This window comes from Rhodococcus shunpengi, assembly GCF_048381395.1.
GTDB lineage: Bacteria > Actinomycetota > Actinomycetes > Mycobacteriales > Mycobacteriaceae > Rhodococcus.
This window is the reverse complement of sequence record NZ_JBLWIU010000026.1, coordinates 15,170-39,772: the sequence shown is the minus strand read 5'-3', so window position 1 is coordinate 39,772 and position 24,603 is coordinate 15,170. Positions and strand designations below refer to the sequence as shown.

The window sequence follows — 24,603 nt, the reverse complement described above, 5'->3', positions numbered from 1 at the left end:
GTGGCCCCTGGATAGTGGACACTGGGTGTGTACGTCAGGCGGCCCGATCAAGGGTAGACCCATGGTCGACCTCGAAGTCAAGTGGTGATCGGTTCCGCAGTGATGAGTGCCGTCGGCGTGTGTTGTATCGAGTGATCCAGCGGAAAACCTCGGTGCGGCATTGCGCTTCGTCGAGCCAGCGTTTCGCGCCCTGAAGCGTCTCCCGCTTCAACGACGCATTGAAGGACTCGGCCATCGCGTTGTCGGCACTCGACCCGATCCGGCCCATCGATTGCCGCACCCCGTGCCGGCGACATGTCGCCTGGTAGTCCGAGGAGGTGAATTGACGGCCGTGGTCGGAGTGGAAAATCGCTCCTTCCAGCGACCCTCGGGCCGCCGCATTGTCGAGCGCGTTCTCCACGACCTCGGTACGCATGTGATCTGCGATCGACCAGCCGACGAGCCGTCTGGAACACACGTCGATCACGGTCGCCAAGTAGAGGAACTCACCGGCGCCGCTGTGCGGAAGATAGGTAATGTCACCGACGAAAACTCGTCCAGGCTCGTCTGCAGTGAAATCACGGTTGACCAGGTCTTCGAAGACCTGCGCCCCAGGATCTTTGATCGTCGTGCTCTTCGGTTTACGCAGGTGCACACCGACGATGTTGTTCACTCGCATCAACCTGGCCACGCGCTTGTGATTGACCGTGCCCGGCACCGCGTCATCATCGGCCAGTTCGGCGGTCATCCGCCGGTAACCGAGGGTGTGGCCCCATTCCTGGTGGTGGGCACGTATTCGGTCGACAAGCGCCGCATCGGCCTGCTGGCGGGCAAGCCGAGCCGCCTTTCCGGCTCGCCACGTGTAGTAGCTCGACCGGTGGATGCCGAGCACCGTGCACATCCACTTCACCTCATGGGTGTCCCGGTGGTCGTCAACGAACCGGAAGCGGATCACCAGTTCGTCTCTGCCGCGAAATATTTCGTGGCCTTACGCAGGATGTCTCGTTCCTCGCTGAGCTTGTCGTTCTCCGCGACCAGAGCCTGGTTGCGGGCCCGAATCTGCTCGATCTCGGCCTGCATCCGCACACACTGCTCCTCGGGTGTCTCCGAGGCACCCACGCTCTTGTCGGGCGCAGACCGCGCCATCGCGGCCTTCTTACGCGCCAGGTGCACCCACGTCTTCAACGACCCCCGAGCGACTCCCAGATCCGCGGCCAACGACGAGTACGACACTTCCGGGCGACTCTCGTAGAGTCGCACGGCGTCGGCCTTGAACTCGTCAGAGTACTTCTTCTTCGTCATGGTGATGTCCTGCATTCTCCGGCCAGTATGGGCCAGTGTCAGCGTGTCCACCACCCAGGGGCTACCCCCATCCGCCCGTGACGCGGTACATCCAGCGCGACGGCAACGCACTGGCGTATCAGGTCGTGGGCGAGGGGCCCCATCCGATCGCGTGGTTCTTCGAAGACATGATGCATCCGGACCTGATGTGGACCGATCCGCACTTCCACTACAACTTCGAACGTTGTGCCCGCTTCGCGCGTTCGTTGTTCTTCCAGCGCCGCGGATTCGGACTGTCCGATCCCGTCGAGCACGTCCCCACGCTCGAGGAGCAGGCCGACGACATAGTCGCGGTGCTCGACGACGCCGAGGTCTCTCGAGCCACGCTCGTCGGCGCGGCCAGCACCTGCGGGCCCCTCGCCTTGGTAGCCGCTCGGCACCCCGACCGAATTTCCGGACTGATCCTCGCCGAACCCTGGGCCGACACCCTGCTGTCCGACGGCGATCCGCCACCAGGATGGACTGCTGACGAGCGAGACCGGTTCGTCGAGTCGTATCGGGATGCGTACGCATTTTGGGGTCAAGGGAAACTCACGTCCCTGACGCACCCGACCCTCGATGTCCCACACAACCGACGGATCATGGCGCTGCTCGAACGTTGCTCCGCCACACCGAGAACAGCCCAGAAACATCTCGAGTGGGCCCTCCGCGCGAACTACTCCTCGATTCTGCCGGCGATCCAATGCCCGACGAAGGTCCTGCACCAGCCGGACACTCTGTTCGCCCGAGAGGCCGGCCGCAGAGTTGCCGCGGATATTCCGAACGGCCGCTTCTACGAGCTGCCGCCGATCCCGGTCGGCGCAACGCTGGGTGAAGTGCTGATCCCTGTTCTCGACCACGTGGAGGAACTCGTCAGCGGCTCGGACCATCCGGTCGACGCGGATCGGTTTCTGGGCGCGGTTCTGTTCACCGATGTCGTCCGCTCCACCGATCTGCTCGCGGAGGTCGGTGACAGCCGCTTCGCACGGTTGCTGGGCGCCCACGACAGACTCGTGCGTGTGGAGGTCGAGGCCGGCGGAGGCACACTCGTGGGCATCGCGGGCGATGGGACCCTCAGTGTGTTCGACGGTCCCGTGGCCGCGCTGCAGTGCGCACACCGGATCATCCGAGCCACATCGACTCTCGGATTCACTGTGCGGTCCGGTGTGCATGTCGGGTCGGTGACCCGCGCCGGTCCCGGGTTGACCGGAATGACGGTCCACATCGGAGCGCGGATCGCTGCCTCCTCCGGGCCTGGGGAGGTGCGATGCTCACAGGCGGTGCGCGAACTTGCGGTCGGCGGAGATTTCGATTTCACCGACCTGGGCAGGCATCGACTCAAAGGTGTGCCCGGTCAGGTGCAGGTGTTCAGGGCGACGACCAGGGCCCGTCGTGCACAGCCTGCGCTGCCGCCACGCCCGACCGTCTCGGACCGGGCAGTACTGACCTTGGCGCGCCGGGCTCCCGGCATGCTTCGTGAACTCGCCCGCTTTGCAGACCGTCGCAACAGAGCAGGGAGGCGCCCACGATGATCGTCGCCGACTAGGCTCGGCACCGTGAGCGTGCGTGCAGGAATCATCGTGACCGGGACCGAAGTACTGACCGGGAGGATCGCCGACCAGAACGGACCGTGGTTGTCCGACCAACTCCTGAGACTCGGCGTCGACGTCGCTCACATCACGATCTGCGGTGACCGGCCCGCCGACCTGACCGCACAGCTGCGCTTTCTCGCCGAGCAGGGCGTCGACCTCATCGTCACCAGCGGGGGCCTCGGTCCCACCGCCGATGACCTCACAGTCCCCACCGTCGCGGAGTTCTGCGATCGCGAACTGTTGCTCGATCCCGAACTCGAAGAACACATCGCAGGTGTCATTCGCCGCTTCCGCCCGGACACCCCGGATCTCGACGCCGGGCCGACGCGCATCGGTATCCGCAAGCAGGCGCACGTGCCCGCCGGTGCCACCGCCCTGCCGCCCACCGGTACAGCGCCGGGCGTGGTCATCCCCGCGATCGCCGGCGATCGGCCGGTACCGACCATCGTCATCCTGCCCGGACCGCCCGGTGAGCTGCAGGCGATGTGGCCGAGCGCGGTCGCCTCCCCTGCGGTCGCCAACGTGTTGTCGCGAGCCGACGACCTGCAGCAGCACACCGTGCGTGCCTACGGATTGCACGAGGCACAACTCGCCGAGACGCTGCGCCGGGCCGAAGCAGAGATCACCGGCCTCGATCGCCTCGAGATCACGACCTGCCTTCGCCACGGCGAACTCGACATGGTGACGCGGGTCGCCTCCGGTAACGCGGGCATCTATCACCGTCTTCTCGATGTCCTCACCGAACACCATGGCCGCCAGATATTCTCGACCGACGGTTCCACCATCGACGACCAGCTGATCGCCGCCCTCGACGGCCGCACGATCGCGACTGCGGAGTCGTGCACCGGCGGACTCGTCGCTGCGCGGCTCACCGACCGTCCCGGGTCGTCGGCCTATGTCATGGGTGGCGTGGTCTCGTACTCCAACGACGCGAAGTCCGATCTGATCGACGTACCGGCCGAGATGATCGCGGAGCACGGCGCGGTGAGCGAGCAGGTCGCCGCAGCCATGGCCGCGGGTGCCCGACGTCGCCTGAAGGTCGACGTCGCGGTCTCCACCACCGGGATCGCCGGCCCCGACGGTGGAACCGACGCCAAGCCGGTGGGCACGGTGTGCTTCGGCGTCGCGATCGAGGGACGACCGACGTACACGGTCACCCGCCGTTTCCCCGGAGACCGCGAACGGGTCAGGACTCTGACCACCACGGCGGCACTGCATCTGGTTGTCGCACGGCTCGGCCGGGCTTGAGCCTGCGCGGACCCTCGGCGGCCGTCAGTTCTCTCCTACCGCCTCCAAGCGGGCCCGGAGGGAATCCACTTCGGCTCGGAGGTCGTTGATCTCGTCGATGTAGGGACGGATCCGGGCGCGGACCGCTTCGTCGGTGTACTGGGGGATCAGGCTCCGTGAGCAGTTCCAGTCGAAGGCCTCGACCTCGATGACGATGCTTCGTTCGCATCGCGCCGAGATTCTCCGACCGTCTCCGAGATCGCGCAGTCGGTCGAGAAGCTGCGGGTCGTCGTCCGCATCGACCACCCGCGCGGTACCGAAGACCTTCAACCGCCTCTTCAGCGGAAAGTCCGCGAGGAACAGCGCGACCTTCCCGGTGGCCGCGATGTTCCCGACCGAGACGAACTGCTGGTTGCCTCGGTGATCCGCGAACCCGATCGTCTGCCCACCGAGGTGGTGCAGGAACCCGACGGGTCCACTGCGGTACTGGACATAGGGCCATCCGCTCGGGGTCACCGTCGCCATGTGGAACTGGAAGCTTTCGCGTACGAGAGCGAGTTCGCGGTCGCCCAACAATTGAGGTCCTTGATCGGGTTCGTCGAGGTCGGCGCCATAGGCAACGATGCTGCCTGCAGCTTCCTGACGAGCCACCGCCTGCGGGCCGAACGCCAGATGGTGATACCTCGACCCCATACCGATCTCCTCGCCGTTGTCCGTTATGTCGACAGCGAGATAGTGCATCACAGTCGGCCGCAATCAGGAAGTTGTGGGTATCGACTTCGAGGTTCGTCGAACATGAGTTGCCTGAGTTAAGATACGGAACGTGCCGTATCCGAATGAACCGCCTGCGCAACGCGGACGTCCACGCGACGCCGAACTCGAGCGTCGGATCACCACCACCGTTCTCGAGCTACTGGCCGAGGAAGGCTACGAAGGCGTGACGTTCGAGGCGGTCGCTCGACGTTGCCAGGCGTCGAAGGCAACGCTGTATCGACGTTGGCCGTCCAAGCGCGACATGGTGCTCGCAGCCGTGAAGGACGCCCCTGCGCATCCCTCGGCAGTCCCACTTCGGCGCGGCGAAACACTTCGCGACGATCTGCTGCTCCTTGCGCAGCGCCTCAGCCGCACCATGTCCGCAACCGACAGCAACGCCGCCTTCATGCTGCTCCATGCGGGACTCGAAGACCCGGAGTTGTGCGACGCCATCGAGGAGACCGTCGGCCCGACAGGCGCGCGTCTCCCCCAGGCGGTCCTCGACGATGCCGTTGCTCGAGGCGAACTTCCCACGGGCGCTCAACCATTCGCATATGAGGAAGTTGTGGGCACCGTCCTGCTCCTGCGACGAGCGAACGGCCTCACCGTCGACGACACCTACCTCGAAGCCCTCGTCGACACGGTCGTCATTCCGGCGCTCACCGCGTCCGCCGGCCGAACGGACCTGCCTGCCGGCATCTTCTCCGGCCACCCCGAAACCTCCACCACGACTACGGAGACCCCATGACCCGCTGCACCATCGAGGACTTCACCTACCGCACGATCAACGGGGACGGTGGCGTGAACCTCAATGTCGCCATCGGCGGCGAGGGCCCGGCCGTCGTCCTGCTGCACGGTTTCCCGCAGACCCACTACATGTGGCGCCACGTCGCCCACATACTCGCCGACGATCACACCGTGATCGTCCCCGACCTGCGCGGCTACGGCGCCAGCGACCGGCCCCCTGCCGACAACCCCGAAACCTATTCCAAGCGCACGATGGCGAACGACGTCGTCGCCCTCGCCCGTGAGATCGGATTCGACCACTTCGGGCTCGTCGGTCACGACCGCGGCGCGCTCGTCGCCGTCCGTACAGGACTCGACCACCCCGACGCCGTCGACTGTCTCGGCATCCTCGATGTCCTGCCCACGATGGACACCTGGGCGGTACTCCAGGGCGTGAACGCGAAGGTGGCCTGGCACCTCTATCTCATGGCCCAGCCCGCAGGGATGCCCGAGAAGATGATCGCCGCAGTCGCCCCGGAATTCTTCGGCTCGTTCCTCGACGCGTGGGACCCGACCGGAACGACCTTCACGCCCGAGGAGCGCGACCACTACGTCACCAGCTCCATCGACTCTGTCGACTCGATCGTGGCCGACTACCGAGCTACCGCCGGCATCGACCTCGACATGGACCTCGCCGACCGCGAACGCGGCACTCAGCTCACTATGCCCGTCGCGGTCATCTCCCAGAACTGGGGCTCTCAGCTGGGCTTCGACGCCTCAGCGCTGTGGCAGGCCTGGGCACCCGATTTCACCTACCAGTCCACCACCAGCGGCCACTTCATGGCCGAAGAGAACCCCGAGGAGATCGCCGGCTTCATCACCGAGCTGGCCGCCCGCACCCTCGCCGAGCACTGACGGGAAATTCACCGGAGTTTCCGACCGAGGTGAGCATGATCACCGAAAAGCGCGCATCCCTAACAGGCCGAACAAATAAGACATCGCTATTATCGGCGTCAACTGTTGTCTGTCGGGGGCACACGAGGAGAATCGCGCATGTCCCGGATCGATCGCAGACGCACACGCACCGTCGGTCTGCTCGCCGCAGGTCTGCTCACCGCAGGACTGAACGTCGCGGGTCCGGTCGGTTCCGCGTCGGCCGACCCGGTCCGCAACTGCCCTGAGCGGTACGTCCTCGCCGTCGATGGAACCCGTGGCTTCGAGACCCTCGACTCGATCGATCCGGAGTCCCCCTTGGCGAAGATCTCCGCTCGGTTCGAGGCTCCCGGCACTGTGGTCGAACACATCCGTTACCCCGCAGTGGTCGTGCCGCTGCCGGGGACCGGCTCGCACGACGATTTCGACGGCATCGACGACGACGGCACCATCGCATACGACAGGTCGAAGCAGATCGGGCATCAGCGACTCCGCCAGACGATCACCGTCCGGCACAGCACCTGCCCGGATTCGGACCTGTTGGTGCTCGGCTACTCGCAGGGCGCTTCGATCGCCGGCGACGTTCTCGCCGAGATTGCAGCCGACGGGTCCGTTCCCCCCGAACGGATCTCGGGCATCCTCTACTCCGATCCCCGCGACGACCGCGGCGTCGAGACCCTGTTCCCGGGTCCCGTCGCTCCTGGCGTGACGCTCGGCGGCGGCCGGAACGACTTCGGTGAGATTCGTGTCGAGCGAGTCTGCATCGAAGGCGACGCGATCTGCGACGGTCGCACACCCGAGGACGGCAAGGACTGGCTCCGGGAGAACGTGACGGGATACTTCCAGTTGCATACGAAGTACCCCGACTACCAGCCCTGACCGAGTCGGGCCGGAAGTCGGCCGCGCGGGTGGAATCGGGTCCGACTCGGTCGTTATCGATAGCAGTAGGAGTCCGAGGACGCGTCGCCACCTTGGAGACGAACCTGGTGCGCCCGCAGACCCCGAAAGTCGTCGCCGTGTGGGAAGAAGCGGTCGTCGATCTCCATCCCGCCGCGAGGGTCGGTGCGCATCAGTGCCATCCAGGCGCCGACCCCGTCCGGGTAGAACTGATCGTCCCAGGCCCCGTACAGGGAGTTGGTGACGTAGACCCGCTTGCCGTCCCGGCTGATCTCGACCATCTGCGGACCACCGGCCAGCGGCTCGCTCGGTACCGCCGGATGGGCGCGGCGGCCGACGATCCCGCCGAGTCGGACAGATCCGGTCTCCTTCGGATGGGCAGGGTCGCGCACGTCGAACTGCTTGAGCTCGCCGGTGCCCCAGCACGAGACGTAGAGGAACGCGTCGTCGACGGACAGGTCGATGTCGGAGACGAGCGGCGGCACCGCACCGAACGGCTTCAGCGCCGGTGGCAGCAGGTCCGGCTCTGCCGGTTCGGCCGGGATGGTGATCACCTTGTCCACCGCCCAACCGTCGTCACCGCGGTGCCAGCGCCAGACCGACGCGGACAGGTCCTCGGTCGAGACGACTACGCCGACGAATCCCCACGTGGCCTCGGGGTCGTGCGACGGGCGCAGTTCGAGCGGCATCTGGTACTGGGCGCCGAGGTCCACTCGCTGCTGGTGCGCACCCGTCGAGAGGTCCCAGAAGTGGATGGCATGGCCGTACTCGTTCGCCAGTAGCAGCTCGGGCACCAACCCGTTCTCGATCATCGACGGTGTGCCCCACTCGCTGCTGATCAGCGTGTTCTGGTTGAGATGCCACCAGGCGTCGTACGCGAAATACTGCGGCCCCCGGTCGGTCTCCCACTGCCGGAGCACATCGAACGTGCCGTGATCGAGCAGGGCGATCCCGCCCGGGCCGTCCGATCCGTCGGCACCGCCCAGGCAGGTCATGAACACCCCGTCCGGTCCACAGTGCAAGGTGTGCGGTCGGGAGTAACCCGCCTTGGCGGCGAGATCGGCAGCCTCCACGACTTTGGCCACGGTGGGTTGACGCGGGTCGGGCTCGGTGTCGAGCACGTACAGGGACGACGAGCGGATGCCCGGCACGATGAGGTATCTGCGTGCCAACCCCGTCATATCGTGGCCCTCGTGCTTCAACGCGCTGCTACAGGCGTTCCAACCGAAATGATGCAGTTCGTTGCCCAGCCCGGGTACCTCGGTCCAGCCCACCACCCGGCCGTAGGTGTCCGAGTCGGGATCCACGTCGATCACGCTCATGGCGTCGGGTTTGTCCGCCGCACGATCGAACGCGACCACGTAGGCCAATCGCTCCGGTGGGGCGGCGGCCGCGTCTGCCGCTGTCCGATAGAAGGTCGGGTCTGTGATCGGCTGACTCATTTTCAGCCTCCTTCGTCGAGGAGACCCCACGAGTCAGAGTACGAGGATCGCGCGAGGGACGGAACCGTGGTGAACTCACGGGAGCGCGCAGGGCTCCGAATGATGGCTTGTCCTCCCCCGCCGCCGACGAGAACAGCTACGCGCGCCAGGTCGCTGGTAGAACTCCCGCTCCACACCCGGTATCCGTGCTTCCACGCGTCGCGTCGCAGGTACAGATGCGAACGCGGACTGTCGCTCACGACAACACGTCTCGGCCCGTCCGGGGCCCTCGCACTGAAGGTCCCGCTGCGTCCGCCGTGGTATCCGGTGGGTCGCCTCGCCGTCAACGTCGTCGAACACCATGCGATCGGCCACATCCCGGCCGGGAAGGTCTGGTTGCAGCGGCACGGCGAAAAAGTGACGAAATAAGGGGAGGTTCTGTGCGAGTTCTTCACCGGAACCGCACACAACCTCCCCCGAGTTTCGACGGCCGCTACTCCTCCTCGACGCCACCAACGGCCCAACGCAAAAGGGAACCCATCCTCGAGCAAGGATGGGTTCCCTCGTCGACAAGTCCCTGGAGAACTGTCGTTACTGCAATCCGTGCAGGACTGCTATGCCTGTGCAGCGGCCGGTTCCTCGACATGCTCCACGGGGCCGGCTTCCGTGATGGGATAGACGGGGTATTCCACACCCGACAGGTACTGGACGGTACGCACCACCTGGCACGAGTAGCCGAACTCGTTGTCGTACCAGACGTAAAGAATGGCGGTATCGCCGTCGACGATCGCTGCATTGGCGTCGATGATGCACGCCGCGCGCGAACCGATGAAGTCGCTCGACACTGCGTCGGTGGCCGAGGTGTAGTCGAGGTTGCGGCGCAGCGCACCGGTGAGCGACTCCTGGTGCAGGTGCTCGAGCACCTCTTCCTTGGTGGTCTCACGAGTCAGCTGGAGGTGAAGGATCGCGACGGACACATCCGGCGTAGGAACGCGGATCGAGTTGCCGGTGATCTTCGCCTTCAGATCCGGAAGCGCCTTCGCGACCGCCGAGGCCGCGCCGGTCTCGGTGAGCACCAGGTTGAACGGCGCGGAACGACCGCGACGGTCGGCCTTGTGGTAGTTGTCCAGCAAGTTCTGGTCGTTCGTGAACGAGTGCACCGTCTCGACGTGGCCGCGCACCACACCGAACTTGTCGTCCATGGTCTTCAGCGGCGGAACGATGGCATTGGTGGTGCAGGACGCGCACGACACGATCTTCTCGTCCGGGTCGATGGCGCGGTGGTTGACGCCGTGCACGATGTTCGGAAGATCGCCCTTGCCCGGCGCGGTGAGCACCACCTTGGCGATACCGGGGCGAAGGTGGTTCGACAGCCCGTCACGGTCGCGCCAGATGCCGGTGTTGTCGATCAGGATGGCGTTGTCGATGCCGTACTCGGTGTAGTCGACGCTCGCCGGATCGTTGCTGTAGATGAACTTGATGACGTTGCCGTTGGCGATCAGGGCGTTGTTCTCGGCGTCGACCTTGATCGTGCCGTTGAACTGCCCGTGGACGGAGTCGCGACGCAGCAGAGACGCACGCTTGGTCAGGTCGTCACCGCTGCCCTTCCGCACCACCACAGCGCGCAGGTTCAGGCCGTTCCCCGAGCCGGCCTTCTCGATGAGCAGACGGGCGACGAGGCGACCGATCCGACCGAAGCCGTACAGGACCACGTCCTGCGGCTTCGCGGGGCTCGTCTGAGCACCACCGACCAGGTCCGAGAGGGTCTCAGCGACGAACTCCGGGATGGACCGTCCGGCACCCTCGGCCTGATAAGCCGTCACCAGCAGGCCGAGGTCGATCTTCGACGGCTGCAGGTCGAGGTCGGTCAATGCCTCGAGGAACGGGAACGTCGCCTCGACGGACAACTCGTCGCCGCGGATCTGACGCGCGAAACGGTGCGTCCGCAGAATGCCGATCACCGACTTGTTCACGAGGGAGCGGCTGTGAAGCAAGATCGTGACCGAATGCCGGCGGTGCAGACCGCCGATGATCGGGATCATTGCTTCCGCAATAGCCTCTTGCGAGTTCCACTGTGCCAATTCCGGGGTGCTCACTGCGCTCCTCTGCCTTTCCGGCTCGTCTGACACGTCACAGGCTGTTGGGTGCAGCCCAGACGAGACGCACGTCACTCGCCGGTCGGTGTCCGGATCGGTGGAACCGTACGCGACCGACGCCGATTACGGCGTGCGTACCGCCAAGCATATGAAAGAGCTCTCACGGGTCGACGCCCGGTAGGCGAAACGTGCCCGCGCGTGCGTGAAGCTGATCGTCTCTCCCCCGATAGGAAGGCTTCGTCGACGCCCGGAGCTGTAGACGAACCGGCGAGCTTCGTGTGTCGCCAGTCACAACAATTGTGGCGGTATGCGGGAAAACAGCTGCGACCTACTCGGATCGGAGCACTGAAACTGCCTCGTTCGTCGGCCATACGACCTCCAGCCCAACCATCAGAAAATCTTGAATTTCGACAGATGTCACTGAGTTCCCATATTGGTGACTTTTCGACCGAACTCCGGCCTTCTCAAAACCTTCGAACCGCCGACAGCTCTACTTGTCATTTCACACAACCGGGGCAGAGCCCAGGACTTACTCCGAGCTGCGGGAATCCGCGGCTCGCGCGTTCCGATGCCATGACCCTGCTGCACGCGGCAAACCCGTGAGAAATGACGGTGCCGAGGAAGACTTGCTTAGTGAGCGTTGCAGGTTTTCTGATCGTTTCGACCCAGTCCGCAGCCTGCGAGATGGTGCTAGTTCCTGACTGCAGCCAGAAGATGGGCGGTTACCGCATTCCAGTCGGGAAACTCGGCGCTGCCGAATTTGACCAGTTCACCCGTGAAGTCCTTCGCGCCATTGTGGTCGCGGTCGTCGACCAGAAAGTCTCCGTGATTGAGGTTCTTGTGGTGCGACAGGATCAATCGCTTGTAGGCGACGGACGTGGGCTCGATGCCGAAATGCTTCTGCACCCACAGCAGCTTGTCCGACCACGCTGATGGGTTCTTCCACGGAGCAGTCGAGAGTATGTACGCATCGAAGTGCTCGGCCAGCAGTGTGAATGCTTCGATCGCACCGTCGATGGGATCCATCAGCGCGAAGATCCCGGGTGCCTCGTCAAAGCGGTCCTGGTATTCCTGGAAATCGGCAGCGCCGAGCCGAGCGATTCCGGACTTGAAGTGAACCAGCGTGTTGTCGAGGTCGACGTAGAGGATCTTTCGACGATCAGTCACGTCGTGACAATACCTGCGGCATCGTGGGGCGGTGCGCTTATGCCCTGCGTATCAGCGTGAGTTGAGCCCATTGGTTCACAAGGGCCCGTCCGTCATAGGCCCGCATATCGACGCGAAGGCAGTCCGCCGAGTGGGACGGTTCGTTGTACTGGCCAGTCGGGTCGACCCCTGTCCCCGAAGCCTCCTGCGCCCTACTGTCGAAGCCATGACCGACAACACCCTGCCTCCCATGACCACCTCCGAGGGCGTCAACATCCCACACCGGTGGAGTGAAGACCTCATGGGAGATCCCGTCGCACTCTGGACCCTGATCGACCTCATGAGCCACGGGCCGGGGTACCCGGCGACCGTCGACGGACTACGCACCCACCCGGACACCAGCCGGGAGGAGCACATCGAGGCGCTCCAGACCCTCGAACACCGTGGATACGTAGTCAATGGGCAGCTGCGCGACTTCATCCCCGAGGACTTCAGCGAAACACCGTGACCAAGGGCGATCACGTATTTCTCCGAATGAAAACCGCTCCGAGGATGTGCGTTTCCCAGCGCCGGCAATGAGGCTGCCCAGACCCGGAGGACGTGTAATCGCCCCAGTTCGGAACCGGTGTTCGACTCGTCCGGGCATTCAATGCTCCCGACAACCGACCGGACCTTCGCTGCCGTCGGACGGGGTCCTGGCGCCAGGGCACGCCGTGCCGATGCATCGACCGATCGAAGGCTCAGCCGACGGTGTTTCGCGGCGGCACTTTCGGCGGAAGAACAGCTCGTAACCGTGCCGGCCGGGTCGTCTACCTACCGTCTGCGGGCAAAGTGCCTGGCACGAGTCGCGCCATTGAAGACAGCCTTCGATGCGCGGTCGGCAACTGATCCGTCGGCGGGTAACAACTTGATCTGACGGGCGAATTCCATCTGGTCGTAGCGCACAGTGTTGGTGACGACGTGTCCGTTCTCGACGACGAAGTGGTCGAATCCCTCGAGGTCGATGTGTCGCCCTGTGCCGCCGATGCCCATGAAGGCTCCGACGTGCTGCCCGGTCAGGTGCCAGTGGACGAGAACATCGTGTCCGGACTCGGCGACCGAGACGATCTCGAGGGTGAAGTCGGCGAGAGCGGCGAAGACCAGTTCGAAGTAGGCCGCGATTTCGGCGTGGCCGTGACACGTCCCGGTAGGGAAATACACGGTGGTGTCGACGGTCCAGAAGTTGCGCAGACTGTCGAGGTCCTGGGCGCTGATGCGTCCGATCGCCCACTGCACGAGTTGGGTCTTGGACGCATCGTTCGGCGGTGCGATCGGAGTCGAGGAAATGGTGTGATCGGGCATCTCTGCTCCCATGCACGGTGGTATTACTGCACGGAATCTTCCTCTCCCGAGGCTAACGCTCACCCATCCGAACGCGGACGTAAACGACCGCCCACAACGATGCCGGGTAGTGCGGGGAAGGCCACTGCTGTCCCGACACTACAGCCGCGGCGCCCGCCTCGAAGTCGTGCGAGCGCCGCAGCGTGAATCGGCTACGCGTGCAGAGCGTCCCGGAGGAAAGCAACAGCCTGCGCAACTGCGGCCTTCGCGGCGAACGTGTCGTGCAGAGAGTTGACCATGACGAAGTCGTGAATGATGCCCTGATAGCGCACCGCGGTTGTGGGGACACCGGCCTGACGGAGCTTGGCGGCGTAGGCCTCACCTTCGTCACGCAGCACGTCGGCTTCGGCCGTGATGACGAGCGCCGGCGGCAATCCGCTGAGTTGGTCGATGGTCGCACGCAACGGCGAGGCGGTGATCTGGGCGCGCTCGGCCTCGTCGGTCGTGTACTGGTCCCAGAACCACTTCATGCCCTCGCGGGTGAGGAAGTATCCCTCGGCGAACTCGTGGTAGCTGGCGGTGTCGAACGCGGCGTCGGTGACCGGGTAGAACAGGACCTGGGCGGTGATGTCGATGCCACCACGTTCCTTGGCGAGCAAGGTCAGGGCCGCGGTCATGTTGCCGCCGACCGAGTCGCCGGCGACCCCCAGGCGGGTGCCGTCGAGGTTCTTGTCGGCGCCGGCGCTCGCGATCCACTGCGCGGTGGCCCAGACCTGCTCGATCGCGTGGGGGTAGCGCACCTCGGGTGAGCGGTCGTACTCGGGGAAGACGACGGCGGCGTTCGCACCCACGGCGAGGTCGCGCACGAGGCGATCGTGGGTGTGGGCGTCGCCGAAGACCCATCCGGCGCCGTGCGTGTAGACGATGACCGGGAGCGTGCCGGTGACCCCGGCCGGGCGCACGATGCGAACGTGGACCGTCCCGGTCGGGCCACCTGGGATCTCGATCCATTCCTCATCGATCGCCGGCTTGAAGATCGGTTCGTCCTGCACACCGTCGACAGCTTTTCGGCCGTCTCCGGGAGCGAGTTGGTAGAGATACGGCGGATTGGCGGTCGTCTCGACGAACGCTTGGGCGGCCGGCTCGAGGGAGATGTTCTTCGGGTTCGCGGACATGACGGAACTTCCTTTGATCGGTGGAGCCGGAGATCGAGAACGACCGTTCTCGCTCTGATGTCGACTGTAGAGAACGGCCGTTCTCAGCGTCAAGAGGGAGCCGAGGATTTCGTCGGAACCCAGCCCGAGGAGGCAGGACGCCGATAGTTGACGCGGTGGACGATGCATCGGCAGATCCCGTGCCGCCCCGGACCGAGGCCTGGAGAACCAGCGTTCTCAGGGTGCGTAGACTGGCGGCGTGAACGAAGAGACCCGTACCCGCATCGTCGAAACCGCCGATGCACTCTTCTACAGCCGCGGCTTCGGCCAGGTTGGCATGGACGCCGTGCGCGATGCCGCCGGGGTGTCGCTACGCGCGCTCTACAAGGAGTTCCCCTCGAAGGACGAGTTGATCGCGGCCGTCCTCGCCGGCCGTCACGAGATGTGGACCAAGGGGGTCGAAGCGAAGGTCGACGCGATCGCCGACCCGGCAGCTCGCCTGCTGGCCGTGTACGACTTCTTGAGCGACTGGTTCGCGGACCCTCACTTCCGCGGCTGCGGATTCATCAACGCCTTCGGGGAACTCGGGTCGGCGAACCCGCGCGTCGCTGAGATCGTGCGCGAGCACAAGGCCGATTTCCAGCGCTACGTTGCGCGCCTCGTCGCCGAGGCCGGTGCACCCGACTCTCTCGCTCCTCAGCTCGCCATCCTCGCCGAAGGCGCTCAGACCACCGCGGCGATCGCCGGCACGACGGATGCTGCGGCACAGGCACGTGCCGCAGCAGAAATCCTCATCAACTCCGCACTGGCCGGTAAGTAGCACCAGGCACGTCGCCACGAGAACGAGCCGGGACGGAAAGCCCGGTTGAATCCGGGCCTCCAACCACGAGTAGCGAACTCAAGCAACGGTTCTCGCCTGCATCCGTGCCGGAACGGGTCCGGCGGCAACGAGGGTGAAAGGTGTAACCACTGCGAAGTCGTTTGCAAGGGACTCGGTCCGCACCCTTCGGACGATTCCGGCCAGAGCCAGAGTAGCTTCGAGCATGGCGAAGTGGTCACCGATGCAGGTACGGGGCCCTCCACCGAACGGCAGATACTGCCAGCGCGGGGGTGGCGATGATCGCTCCCGGTCGAACCGATCCGGATCGAAGCGTTCCGGATGTTCCCAGAGCGTAATGTCGTGATGCAACGCGTAAATTCCCACCGCCACATTCGTTCCGGCCGGGATTCGGTAACCGTCTACCTCGACGTCCCGCATCGCCCTCCGCGCCACTATCGCCCCTGGAGGACACATCCGCAATGCTTCATGGAGCACCCGCACGGTGTACGGCAAGCGGCCGATATCGGCTGCCTGTAGAGGACGATCACCGACTGCACTACCTTCCTCCGCCACACGATCCTGCATCTCCGGGTTACGGCCCAATTGCCACAGGCTGTACGTCAGCGTGGTGGCGGTGGTGTCGTGACCAGCGAACAGGAAGGCGAACAGCTCATTTCGAATGTCCTCATCACTGAACGGCATACCGGTCGCTGGATCGGCGAGTTGGAAGAATCGTCGAATCAATTCGGCGCTGGTCTCGGACCCGGTGCGCGCGTCCGCCATCGCTTCCTCGAGCGCTTCGGTGATGACCATCATGGACTTGTGGAACCGGTGCCGGGCGGGAGTCGGCATCCAGGCCGGGGCCCGCACAGGCTGCAATCCGCGACGGGTGACGAACTGCAGTGCTCGGGTGAGATGCGGCCCGAGGGTGTCGGCCCGCCCGCTGAGGTCGATCCCGAACAACGATCGTCCGAGCACTCGCAAGGTCAGCCTTCGCGTTTCCCGATCGAGGTCGACCGTGCCGCGCTCGAGCCACTCCGTCGCCATAGCGTCGGCAGTTTCTGCCATACGATCGGCGTAGAGGGCTACGTGTTGTTTCGTGAACAACGGTTGCAGCGCTCGTCGACGAGGCACCCACGGGTCGTGAGGAAGATTGAACACGTTCTTACCGCCCCACAGCCGTGCCTGGACGAAAAGCTCTGTCTCCTTGTCGAAGGCACCGTCGGCGCCGCCGAGCACATCGTGAGCGCCCTGCGGTGACGTGACGATGGCGAACGTCGGCGTCCATCGTCCGGGACCGGTACGAACAAGGGTGACCGGCCCTCCGGCATCACGGAACGTTTCGGGACCGGTATCGAACTTGCGAAGTGCTCGGATGCGGTCGATCCACGGCATCGACACGGTGGGCGGGAGAGGAGAGTTCTGGGCCTGTTCGGCTGTCCTGGCCATGAGTCAAGTGTCCCTCCGAACGCGCGACCACACCAGACCAAATCTCGATTTTCTTTCCGCCACATCCGATTTGACAGGGAATGAACACGAATTCGACGCGTGCAACCAGTCAATACGGGAGCACGCGTCAGAACGGCGCAGTAGCTGCGGAACCGCAACACGGTGGCACGGTCCAAGACGTCCGCGTCCGGCTATCGCCACCGTCGGCACGATACGTAAGCGATTTCTGTTGTGTTTGCACGCGTTATCTCGACGAGACAATGTGTCACCCGGGCGATTCACTGCCGCGACCCGTCGAGACCGCTCGGCATACGTCACGGACAACAATCGCTGATCCGATACGGTGGCAACATGTTACGTGTCACTCCCTACGACACCACTCGCTGTCGTGCGAAAGTGCCCGACACAGAGTCGCGGTCACCCGATTTCGCCGATAAACCAAGGCGCGCACTCCCCCACATCACGCGCGCGAACATCATTGGGCGCATCAGCGACTCAGGACGGTCGAGAAGATGGGCGACCCGCGCGAACGCAGCCCCCACCTGGGGGTCGTTGACACCGGCCCGATACAGCAAGCCCAGGTAGGCGTTCATCAGCCTCGTCTGCACGGACCGATCTCCTTCCACGAAAGGCATCCGCAGATCCGAGTCTGCAGACATCGACCATGCCTCGTCGAGGATAGGTTCGATTCCGCGCAGGAAGCGGTACGCCAGCGTGTCGTTGTTCTCAGCACAACACTCACGAAGAACGAGCGCTTCCATAGCCGCGACGCTCATCCCCTGGCCATACACGGGATTGAAACTGCAGATGGTGTCACCGAACGGTAGATATCCCCTGGGGAGTCGGGAACCCGTGAACTGCCGACGCACAGTGGAGGGAATCCGATAGTGAACCGCGGGACCGAGCGACTCGGCGTTGCGCAGTAGCTCGGCCAATTCCGGCGCAGGTAGCGAAGCCGCGAAGTCGACGAATCGATCCTCGTCGAGTGGCGGCGCATGGTCACCGTAACCGGCCAGCGTCACGATCCAACTGTTGCCCTCCTGCGCCAGCAGATACCCACTTCGAGGGTTGCTCGGAGTCGCGCCGACGAGCAGACCGATATCACCCTGTAGATGTGTCGGCTCTCGTCGATAGCGGCGAGTGGCGTAGGTGAGATGAATGGGCATTCGCTCCTCTTCAGGTGCCGGGAATCCCTCCAACTCGAGGAACTTGTGCACCTTCGAACTGCGACCCGAAGCATCGACGAGCAGATCCGCGGGGATAGGCCGGCTCTTCGCACCGTCTTCTTCGTCGTACACCAACACTCCGGTCACGGTGCGGTCCACCGGATCGACAGAGATCGCGTGGACCGAACACCGGTCGATGATCTCCACATTGGAGACCGCCTCCAGCCGAGTGCGTAGATGTCCCTCGAGGAACGGGCGGCTGACGAGCACCGGACGGACCCCCGACCTACCTCGCGCCCAGCGGTGACCGTCCAAGACCAACCGGACGTCAGACAGCTGATCTCCTGTTGGTGCACCGTGGTCGATCAATTCCTCGACGAAGCCGGGGAACAATTCATTCATGATCTCCTTGCCTCGCACGGTCAAGGCGTGTGCATGCCAACCCTGCGGCACACATCGCCGTGCACTCGGCGCTTTCGGCAACGTATCGCGCTCGACGACGATCACTCGATCGAAGCGGTCGCTGAGCGCACGGGCGGCCAGCAATCCCCCCACTCCGGCACCGATCACTACCGCAGTCGAGTTCCTGATCTCAGTCATGACTTCAGTGTGTTGCCGCCGCCGGGTCGAGAACCATCCCTCAACCGGGGGGTATGCGATCCGATTCGAGCTCGCGCCACGGTGTAGCAACAGGGGCGTTCCGGGCACTGTCAGCAACCACGGCCGAGGGTCAATTCTCCACCGTGCGCCGCGTCGCGTCGGCAACCACATCGGTGAAGGACCCCCCGCACTCGAGGATGCGACGTTGCCGGATCGCGCCGTTGCCTCGGTCCAGGGTCACCGCCAGGGCGTCGTGCACGGAGCGATAGGCGTCGAACTCCTCCAGGTCCGGCCGGAGCTGAGCGAGCAGTCGGCGGAGCAGGTCGACGGCCGGAACCAACTGCGCAGACCCGAGATCGATGCCGTGCCCGGCCAGACCGTCCCGAGCGGCTCTCCAGCACGCCGCGCGCAGCAGCTCCTGATCGACCGAAGGCGCCGCCTCACCGCGTTCGATCGACGCCGTCGCCTGGGCGACCAATTCATACACCAAGGTGGCCAGCGTGACGGTCTCCTCGACGGTCGCGGGGACATCCGCGATGCGGATCTCGAGGGTCGGATGCCGCGCGGAGATCCGCACATCCCAATAGACCATTCGAGGGTCCAGGATCGTGCCGGTGGCGAGCAGCGATTCGACCGCCGCGTCGTATTCCGCGGCCGAGGCGCACTGCGGGGGCACTCCCGCGCTCGGCCAGCGCCCCCATCGCAGGTATCGCCAGCTGGCATAACCGGTGTCCCGACCGTCGGCGATCGGGGAATTCGCGGTCAGCGCCAGCAGAGTGGGAAGCCACGGACGCAGATGGTTGATCAGCTGGGCCGCGCGGTCACGATCGTCGACACCGATATGCACGTGGCATCCGCAGATCACGCCGTCGGCGACGCCACCATAGTGCTGGGCCATGCGTTGGTAGCGCGGCGTGGCGGTGACCGAGCCGCTCGAAGGTTCGAAGATCGGGGTTCCGACCGCGACGAGCCGGCATCCTGCGCGCGCTGCGGCGTCGGCGGCCGTCGCGCGGGAGCGGCGCAGCTGTTCGCGTAGATCCTGCGGGTGTGTACATACCGCAGTGGCGGTCTCGACCTGACATGGGGAGAGCTCGACCTCGAGCTCGATGCCGAGTGCGCGCCCGGCCTCGATCACGTCGAGACTGCGCAGGAGGGGACGACCGGTACGGGGATCGACCAGGACGAATTCCTCTTCGACGCCGATCGTTGCCGCCACCCCGCCGCGCACAGGAGAGGTGTTGATCGGTCCTGTGGCGGCCATGGCGTTCTCCCCACTCGAGGTCATTCACTCTACGAAGGAAGTGCGGCCGGCGAGGGTGTACTGCAGCCGGGGATCTGACTTACCGGACGGTACGTGCGCGTTGCCGGTTGGCAGCGTGGCGGAGCTGCAAGATTCGCAGACCGCCGGCGAGTCCGACGATCACTGCTCCGGCGATCGCAGCAAACAGCAATGCCACCCCCAGCGGCAATGAGAAGTCCCACGCGAACAATTCGAGGGTGACGCTGTCCAGGTTCTGCAGGATGAACACCAACAGCAACAGCAGGATCAACATACCGACGATCAGAGCGGTCCACAACGCCCCGGTACGGGTGCCCCTGATGCCTTTCCCACGGGCGACGTCGGGATGCAGCCTGCTGGAAGCGTCCGGATCCGGTGTCACGCCGGATGGGGGGACCGGAGTATCGCTACGCCGCGCGGACGGAGAGAAGTCGGAGTTCGAATCACCGGGGCCCTTCGAGCTGGTCGTCATGCTCGGTGGAGTACCCCTATCCCGTTGCGGTTATCCCATCCGAACTGCATCACCTACAAGGCCGGCGTGGAATCGGCGACGCGGTGGTCGGAGGAACCCCTCCGACGAGGTGCAACAAAGAGCGGTCATCTACCCGATACGAGGTCGGCCGGATCGGTATTCGCTCCGTAAAGAATTGCGCCGGACGCGATCGTGACGCCGGCAAGGGCAGGGCTCCCTGTTCACGGTGCGCCCGGATGAAGTCCTGCGCGCCGCGCGCTGTGAACGATCCGGTGTGCTGCATGAACTCCAGTGCGAAATACAGATCGTAGGAGCAACCTTCGGTGTTCGTGTCCACAGTGATACGCGCGACCGTCGCACCCCACGCAAGTTTCGATGGCTTCAAACGGCGCGCAGGTACGCGAGAGGTAGCTGTCGAAGACGGGACGTTGGCTCTTCCTCGATCCGCAAAGTGCGCTTATCGTCGTGTAATGGACATCACCTCCGCTCTGGAGGGGAAGGTCGCACTGGTCACGGGGGCGGCCAGGGGAATCGGTGCGCATACGGCGCGCGCTCTGGCCCGCCAACGCGTCCACCTCGTACTGGTTGATCGCGATGCCGAACCGTTGCGCGAACTCGAAGCCGAACTCGGTGCGGAGAAGGTGGTCGCCGCGGTTGCCGACGTCTGCGATCTCGACGCTGTCGAGCGGGTGGTGTCCGCCGGCGTGGATCGCTTCGGGGGCATTGATCTGGTGTTGGCAAACGCCGGTATGACCAGTTACGGCTCGGTGGCCCAAATCGATCCGGCCACTTTCGCTCGCGTGATCGAGGTCAACCTGATCGGGGTCTTCAACACCATTCGCGCTGTGCTTCCATCGGTAGTCGAGCGTCGAGGCTACATCCTGGTCGTGTCGTCCGCCGCTGCTTTTCTGCCTGCTCCAGGAATGGCCGCGTACGACGCGAGCAAGGCCGGAAACGAGCACTTCGTCTCAGCGCTTCGTCTCGAGGTCGCGCCGTACGGTGTCGAGGTCGGCTCGGCACATATGGGGTGGATCGACACTCCGATGATCCAGGACATACGAGCAGACTTGCCGGTCTTCTCCTCGATGCTCGCGGGCTTGCCTGCTCTTCTTTCCAAGACTCTGCCCGTCGAAGTGTGTGCGGACGCGTTCGTGTCAGCGTTGGCGACACGCAAGCGGCGCGTGTACGTGCCGCGGTGGATCGCGACGATGCGTTGGCTCAAACCGATCGTGTCGTCCCGCCCCGCCGAGCGAGTGATGCTGGCAAGGTACGGATCGTTCCTGGCGACCATGGACCATCAGGTCTCCGAACTCGGTCGCAGCACCAGTGCTCGCACTACCCCGCCCGGATCCGCTTCTCCCGCCGGAGGCGAATCCCGGATGGACGGGACGCGCTGACCTTCGAATCGCCGTCGCATCCTCGGGTGACACGACGTCACCGAATGTCCCACCACGGGCGCCGCTTCTGCAGGAACGCCGTCATCCCCTCCGCGGCTTCCTCGGAACCGAACATCCGTGCCGAACGCGCTGCCAGGTCGTCTCCGTAACGATCGAAGTCCTCGAGGATCCGCTGCGTGACCAGACGTTTCGATTCGGCCAGACCCTGCGGTGAGCATGCACGGATCTCCGCGAGCAACTCCACCAGGACAGCTCCGGTATCGGCCACCGTCAGGGTGACGAGACCCTCGGAGCACGCCTCCTCGGGACCGAACCGTTCGCCGGTCAAGAAGTACCGTGCCGCCGCGCGCGGCGACAATCGCGGGAGCACGGTCAAAGAGATGATCGACGCGGCCAGACCGAGCCGTGCCTCGGTAAGTGCGAACGTCGACGCCGGCCCGGCGACGACGATGTCGCAGGCCCCGATCAGACCCATACCGCCGGCGCGGACGTGCCCGTCGATGCGGGCCAGGACCGGCTTGGGGAGCTCCAGGATCTGCCGGAGCAAGGCCGTCATGTCGCGGGTACGTGCGGCAGCCGTCTCCTGCGCGGATCCGGAAGATCCGCTCAGATCCGCTCCGGCGCAGAATGTTCCACCGGTATGGGTGAGGACGACCGCGCGGACGTCGGGATCGGCGGCCGCGTCGACGAGTCCGCGGCTCAGTTGGGTCAGCAGCGGTACCGATAGAGCGTTGCGGTTGTGCGGTGAGTCGAGGGTCAGTGTCGCAGTGCCGTGGTCGACGATGTAGCGCACCACCACCGGATCGGGTTCGGTCATGACAACTCCTCGATGTGGTGTCCCTCTTTACCGTCGGGGCTCTCGACCGGTGCGGACTCGCCGTGGGGCATGACGACAGCGAGGACGGCACCGACGGCGACCTGATCGCCGACCTCGACGGCGAGCGTCGTGACGGTGCCGCCGGTGGGTGCGGTGACGGTGTGCTCCATCTTCATCGCTTCGAGCCATACGAGAGGTTGGCCCGCGTCCACCACATCGCCGACGGCAGCGCCGAGCCTGATCACCGATCCCGGCATGGGCGCGAGTAGTGATCCGGCAGCGATCCGGGCGGTGGGGTCGACGAAGCGCGGCGCCGCGGTCAGGCGCACCGGTCCGAGCGACGAGTCGACGTACACCGCGTCGCCGTACCGCGCCACAGCGAAATGCCGGCGGACACCGTCGACGTCCAGAACCACCCGATCCGGTGTGAAGCCGACGACGCCGAGGTCGTCACCGCCGTCGACGTGGACACCGTCGCGCGTGATCCGGTAGCGCACCTCATGGTCGCCGTGCACGCCGGAGAATCGTTTGACCTGCGGCTGCGAGGGCAGATTCCGCCATCCCGAGGGCAGTCTTACATTCACCGTGGCAGCGGCGCGGTTGGCAGCCGACTCCGCCAGAGCAGCGGCGATCGCAGACACCGCTTCCGCGTGCGCGGAGGCGAGCGGGGCCGACAGTTCCGCGAATCCGTGGGTGTCGAAGAAGGCGGTGTCGGTCTCCCCTGCACCGAAAGCGGGATGCCTGAGCACCGCGACGAGGAGATCGCGGTTGGTGACGATGCCGTGGATCTCGGTGCGCGTCAACGTCGACGCCAGCAGACGCACAGCGCGGTCGCGGGTCGGCGCGTACGAGATGACCTTGGCAAGCATGGCGTCGTAGTGGACCCCGACCTCCGATCCCGCGATGACACCGGAATCGACGCGCACACCGGTGTGCCGGAGCACGTCGAATTCACGTGCCTCTTGCGGCAGCGCGAAACGGTGCACGGTGCCGGACTGCGGTTGCCAATCCCGGGCCGGGTCCTCGGCGTAGAGCCTGGCCTCGACGGAGTGACCGTGCACGGGTGGTGGTTCGGGGTCGAGAGGGTTGCCGTCGGCGATTCGGAACTGGAGGTCGACGAGGTCGAGCCCGGTCGTGCATTCGGTGACGGGATGTTCGACCTGCAGCCGCGTGTTCATCTCCAGGAAGTGGAACTTGCCCGAGCGGTCCGCGAGGAACTCGACGGTGCCGGCGCCTTCGTACCCGATGGCCTGAGCGGCGCGCCGCGCGGCGTCGAACAGGCGTGGACGCATCCCCTCGATCCTGTCGACGAGTGGCGAGGGTGCCTCCTCGATCACCTTCTGGTGGCGACGTTGGATCGAGCATTCGCGTTCGCCCACCGCCCACACCGTGCCGTAGCGGTCCGCGAGGATCTGGACCTCGATGTGCCGCCCGTTCTCGAGATACCGCTCGCAGAACACCGTCGGGTCGCCGAACGCCGACCCGGCTTCCCGGCGGGCCGCGTCGAGTTGCCTCTGCAGGTCGGCCAATGTCCGCACCACCCGCATTCCGCGCCCTCCACCACCTGCGGATGCCTTGACGAGCACCGGGAGGTCGGCGTCGGTGATGTCGGCGGGGTCGAGTTCGGCGAGAACAGGGACACCGGCGTCGGCCATGATCTTCTTGGCTTCGACCTTCGAGCCCATCCGTTCGATCGACTCGGGAAGCGGTCCGATCCAGATCAATCCCGCCTCGAGCACTGCGCGCGCGAATCGTGCGTTCTCGGAAAGGAATCCGTAACCCGGATGGACCGCGTCGGCACCCGTCGCCAACGCAGCGGCGACGATCTTCTTCCCGTCGAGGTAGGTCTCGGCGGGAGTGACTCCCGGAAGTCGCACGGCGGCATCGGCGTCGCCGACGTGCGGACTGTTGGCGTCGGCATCGGAGAACACGGCGATCGCCCCGAGTCCGGCCCGACGGCACGACGCGAACACGCGGCGGGCGATCTCGCCGCGATTCGCCACGAGCACCGTGGTGATGGTCGATTCGGTCACGGGAAC

21 protein-coding genes are annotated in these 24,603 nt (G+C 65.0%); 8 read left to right on the top strand and 13 right to left on the bottom strand.

What is annotated here, in order from left to right; all coding sequences use genetic code 11:
* Nucleotides 1-34: 34 nt before the first annotated feature.
* Nucleotides 35-1,281, bottom strand: a protein-coding gene (locus ACNJ7K_RS15910; RefSeq protein ID WP_487041251.1) for an IS3 family transposase whose coding sequence is annotated in 2 segments (ribosomal slippage) — nt 35-951 and nt 951-1,281 — 1,248 coding nt in all. Because the reading frame shifts where the segments join, the coding sequence is not laid out codon by codon here.
* Nucleotides 1,282-1,358: 77 nt separating this feature from the next.
* Between ACNJ7K_RS15910 and ACNJ7K_RS15905 the strand changes: the two genes are divergently transcribed.
* Nucleotides 1,359-2,831 carry an adenylate/guanylate cyclase domain-containing protein gene (locus ACNJ7K_RS15905; protein WP_487041908.1) on the top strand — a complete coding sequence of 491 codons (1,473 nt, stop codon included), beginning with the start codon at nt 1,359-1,361 and terminating at the stop codon, nt 2,829-2,831.
* Between the two features lie 24 nt (nt 2,832-2,855).
* Nucleotides 2,856-4,139 (top strand): competence/damage-inducible protein A, encoded by a 1,284-nt coding sequence (locus ACNJ7K_RS15900; protein ID WP_120282699.1) that lies wholly within the window; start codon nt 2,856-2,858, stop codon nt 4,137-4,139.
* A gap of 24 nt (nt 4,140-4,163) precedes the next feature.
* Here ACNJ7K_RS15900 and ACNJ7K_RS15895 read toward each other — a convergent pair whose 3' ends face one another.
* Nucleotides 4,164-4,811 (bottom strand): pyridoxamine 5'-phosphate oxidase family protein, encoded by a 648-nt coding sequence (locus ACNJ7K_RS15895; protein WP_225623556.1) that lies wholly within the window; start codon nt 4,809-4,811, stop codon nt 4,164-4,166.
* A 130-nt stretch (nt 4,812-4,941) separates the two neighbouring features.
* Here ACNJ7K_RS15895 and ACNJ7K_RS15890 point away from each other — a divergent pair, with 130 nt between their 5' ends.
* The 3 genes from ACNJ7K_RS15890 to ACNJ7K_RS15880 all read left to right on the top strand — a co-directional run bounded on the left by ACNJ7K_RS15890 (nt 4,942) and on the right by ACNJ7K_RS15880 (nt 7,409).
* A complete protein-coding gene (locus ACNJ7K_RS15890) occupies nt 4,942-5,619 on the top strand; it encodes a TetR/AcrR family transcriptional regulator (protein ID WP_120282697.1) in 678 nt (225 codons plus the stop codon).
* Nucleotides 5,616-6,512: an alpha/beta fold hydrolase gene (locus ACNJ7K_RS15885; protein WP_120282696.1), complete on the top strand. Its 897-nt coding sequence runs from the start codon at nt 5,616-5,618 to the stop codon at nt 6,510-6,512. The genes ACNJ7K_RS15890 and ACNJ7K_RS15885 overlap by 4 nt, the downstream gene beginning before the upstream one ends.
* 138 nt (nt 6,513-6,650) lie before the next feature.
* Entirely contained in the window at nt 6,651-7,409 is a 759-nt protein-coding gene (locus tag ACNJ7K_RS15880) for a cutinase family protein (RefSeq protein WP_120282695.1), read from the top strand.
* A 53-nt stretch (nt 7,410-7,462) separates the two neighbouring features.
* Here ACNJ7K_RS15880 and ACNJ7K_RS15875 read toward each other — a convergent pair whose 3' ends face one another.
* The 3 genes from ACNJ7K_RS15875 to ACNJ7K_RS15865 all read right to left on the bottom strand — a co-directional run bounded on the left by ACNJ7K_RS15875 (nt 7,463) and on the right by ACNJ7K_RS15865 (nt 12,111).
* On the bottom strand, nt 7,463-8,869 hold the full coding sequence (locus ACNJ7K_RS15875; RefSeq protein WP_268653654.1) for a selenium-binding protein SBP56-related protein: 1,407 nt from the start codon (nt 8,867-8,869) through the stop codon (nt 7,463-7,465).
* A gap of 593 nt (nt 8,870-9,462) precedes the next feature.
* Nucleotides 9,463-10,944 carry a glyceraldehyde-3-phosphate dehydrogenase gene (locus tag ACNJ7K_RS15870; RefSeq protein WP_081314714.1) on the bottom strand — a complete coding sequence of 494 codons (1,482 nt, stop codon included), beginning with the start codon at nt 10,942-10,944 and terminating at the stop codon, nt 9,463-9,465.
* 690 nt (nt 10,945-11,634) lie between these two features.
* The gene (locus ACNJ7K_RS15865; protein ID WP_120282693.1) at nt 11,635-12,111 is read right to left on the bottom strand and encodes a 5' nucleotidase, NT5C type; all 477 of its coding nucleotides are present in this window, start codon (nt 12,109-12,111) and stop codon (nt 11,635-11,637) included.
* 205 nt (nt 12,112-12,316) lie between these two features.
* Between ACNJ7K_RS15865 and ACNJ7K_RS15860 the strand changes: the two genes are divergently transcribed.
* Complete coding sequence (locus tag ACNJ7K_RS15860) at nt 12,317-12,598, top strand: hypothetical protein (protein ID WP_268653652.1); 282 nt, start codon at nt 12,317-12,319, stop codon at nt 12,596-12,598.
* 305 nt (nt 12,599-12,903) lie between these two features.
* Here ACNJ7K_RS15860 and ACNJ7K_RS15855 read toward each other — a convergent pair whose 3' ends face one another.
* Nucleotides 12,904-13,431, bottom strand: coding sequence for an ester cyclase (locus tag ACNJ7K_RS15855; RefSeq protein ID WP_487041907.1), 528 nt, complete (start codon nt 13,429-13,431; stop codon nt 12,904-12,906).
* A 191-nt stretch (nt 13,432-13,622) separates the two neighbouring features.
* Complete coding sequence (locus ACNJ7K_RS15850) at nt 13,623-14,585, bottom strand: alpha/beta hydrolase (protein ID WP_487041906.1); 963 nt, start codon at nt 14,583-14,585, stop codon at nt 13,623-13,625.
* Between the two features lie 238 nt (nt 14,586-14,823).
* Here ACNJ7K_RS15850 and ACNJ7K_RS15845 point away from each other — a divergent pair, with 238 nt between their 5' ends.
* Entirely contained in the window at nt 14,824-15,384 is a 561-nt protein-coding gene (locus ACNJ7K_RS15845) for a TetR/AcrR family transcriptional regulator (protein ID WP_120282690.1), read from the top strand.
* Nucleotides 15,385-15,462: 78 nt separating this feature from the next.
* Here ACNJ7K_RS15845 and ACNJ7K_RS15840 read toward each other — a convergent pair whose 3' ends face one another.
* The 4 genes from ACNJ7K_RS15840 to ACNJ7K_RS15825 all read right to left on the bottom strand — a co-directional run bounded on the left by ACNJ7K_RS15840 (nt 15,463) and on the right by ACNJ7K_RS15825 (nt 20,350).
* Nucleotides 15,463-16,779: a cytochrome P450 gene (locus ACNJ7K_RS15840; RefSeq protein ID WP_487041909.1), complete on the bottom strand. Its 1,317-nt coding sequence runs from the start codon at nt 16,777-16,779 to the stop codon at nt 15,463-15,465.
* A gap of 422 nt (nt 16,780-17,201) precedes the next feature.
* On the bottom strand, nt 17,202-18,599 hold the full coding sequence (locus tag ACNJ7K_RS15835; protein ID WP_487041905.1) for an FAD-dependent oxidoreductase: 1,398 nt from the start codon (nt 18,597-18,599) through the stop codon (nt 17,202-17,204).
* A 130-nt stretch (nt 18,600-18,729) separates the two neighbouring features.
* Complete coding sequence (locus ACNJ7K_RS15830; RefSeq protein ID WP_487041904.1) at nt 18,730-19,860, bottom strand: carboxylate-amine ligase; 1,131 nt, start codon at nt 19,858-19,860, stop codon at nt 18,730-18,732.
* Between the two features lie 79 nt (nt 19,861-19,939).
* Nucleotides 19,940-20,350, bottom strand: a complete 411-nt coding sequence (locus ACNJ7K_RS15825) for a LapA family protein (protein WP_455409103.1) — start codon at nt 20,348-20,350, stop codon at nt 19,940-19,942.
* Nucleotides 20,351-20,820: 470 nt separating this feature from the next.
* Here ACNJ7K_RS15825 and ACNJ7K_RS15820 point away from each other — a divergent pair, with 470 nt between their 5' ends.
* On the top strand, nt 20,821-21,747 hold the full coding sequence (locus ACNJ7K_RS15820) for an SDR family oxidoreductase (protein WP_120282685.1): 927 nt from the start codon (nt 20,821-20,823) through the stop codon (nt 21,745-21,747).
* 37 nt (nt 21,748-21,784) lie between these two features.
* Here the strand turns inward: ACNJ7K_RS15820 and ACNJ7K_RS15815 are convergent, their stop codons facing one another.
* Both ACNJ7K_RS15815 and ACNJ7K_RS15810 read right to left on the bottom strand, forming a co-directional pair.
* Complete coding sequence (locus ACNJ7K_RS15815; RefSeq protein WP_487041903.1) at nt 21,785-22,564, bottom strand: enoyl-CoA hydratase family protein; 780 nt, start codon at nt 22,562-22,564, stop codon at nt 21,785-21,787.
* Entirely contained in the window at nt 22,561-24,597 is a 2,037-nt protein-coding gene (locus ACNJ7K_RS15810) for an acetyl/propionyl/methylcrotonyl-CoA carboxylase subunit alpha (protein WP_487041902.1), read from the bottom strand. The genes ACNJ7K_RS15815 and ACNJ7K_RS15810 overlap by 4 nt, the downstream gene beginning before the upstream one ends.
* Between the last annotated feature and the right edge of the window lie 6 nt (nt 24,598-24,603).

What these genes read in the sequence shown, in the direction of transcription:
- ACNJ7K_RS15820 (WP_120282685.1), top strand. Translation starts at nt 20,821, where the DNA reads ATGGACATCACCTCCGCTCTGGAGGGGAAGGTCGCACTGGTCACGGGG.
- ACNJ7K_RS15840 (WP_487041909.1), bottom strand. Translation starts at nt 16,779, where the DNA reads ATGCCGTGGATCGACCGCATCCGAGCACTTCGCAAGTTCGATACCGGT.
- ACNJ7K_RS15860 (WP_268653652.1), top strand. Translation starts at nt 12,317, where the DNA reads ATGACCGACAACACCCTGCCTCCCATGACCACCTCCGAGGGCGTCAAC.
- ACNJ7K_RS15895 (WP_225623556.1), bottom strand. Translation starts at nt 4,811, where the DNA reads ATGGGGTCGAGGTATCACCATCTGGCGTTCGGCCCGCAGGCGGTGGCT.
- ACNJ7K_RS15880 (WP_120282695.1), top strand. Translation starts at nt 6,651, where the DNA reads ATGTCCCGGATCGATCGCAGACGCACACGCACCGTCGGTCTGCTCGCC.
- ACNJ7K_RS15855 (WP_487041907.1), bottom strand. Translation starts at nt 13,431, where the DNA reads ATGCCCGATCACACCATTTCCTCGACTCCGATCGCACCGCCGAACGAT.
- ACNJ7K_RS15885 (WP_120282696.1), top strand. Translation starts at nt 5,616, where the DNA reads ATGACCCGCTGCACCATCGAGGACTTCACCTACCGCACGATCAACGGG.
- ACNJ7K_RS15815 (WP_487041903.1), bottom strand. Translation starts at nt 22,564, where the DNA reads ATGACCGAACCCGATCCGGTGGTGGTGCGCTACATCGTCGACCACGGC.
- ACNJ7K_RS15875 (WP_268653654.1), bottom strand. Translation starts at nt 8,869, where the DNA reads ATGAGTCAGCCGATCACAGACCCGACCTTCTATCGGACAGCGGCAGAC.
- ACNJ7K_RS15850 (WP_487041906.1), bottom strand. Translation starts at nt 14,585, where the DNA reads ATGTCCGCGAACCCGAAGAACATCTCCCTCGAGCCGGCCGCCCAAGCG.
- ACNJ7K_RS15825 (WP_455409103.1), bottom strand. Translation starts at nt 20,350, where the DNA reads ATGACGACCAGCTCGAAGGGCCCCGGTGATTCGAACTCCGACTTCTCT.
- ACNJ7K_RS15830 (WP_487041904.1), bottom strand. Translation starts at nt 19,860, where the DNA reads ATGGCCGCCACAGGACCGATCAACACCTCTCCTGTGCGCGGCGGGGTG.
- ACNJ7K_RS15835 (WP_487041905.1), bottom strand. Translation starts at nt 18,599, where the DNA reads ATGACTGAGATCAGGAACTCGACTGCGGTAGTGATCGGTGCCGGAGTG.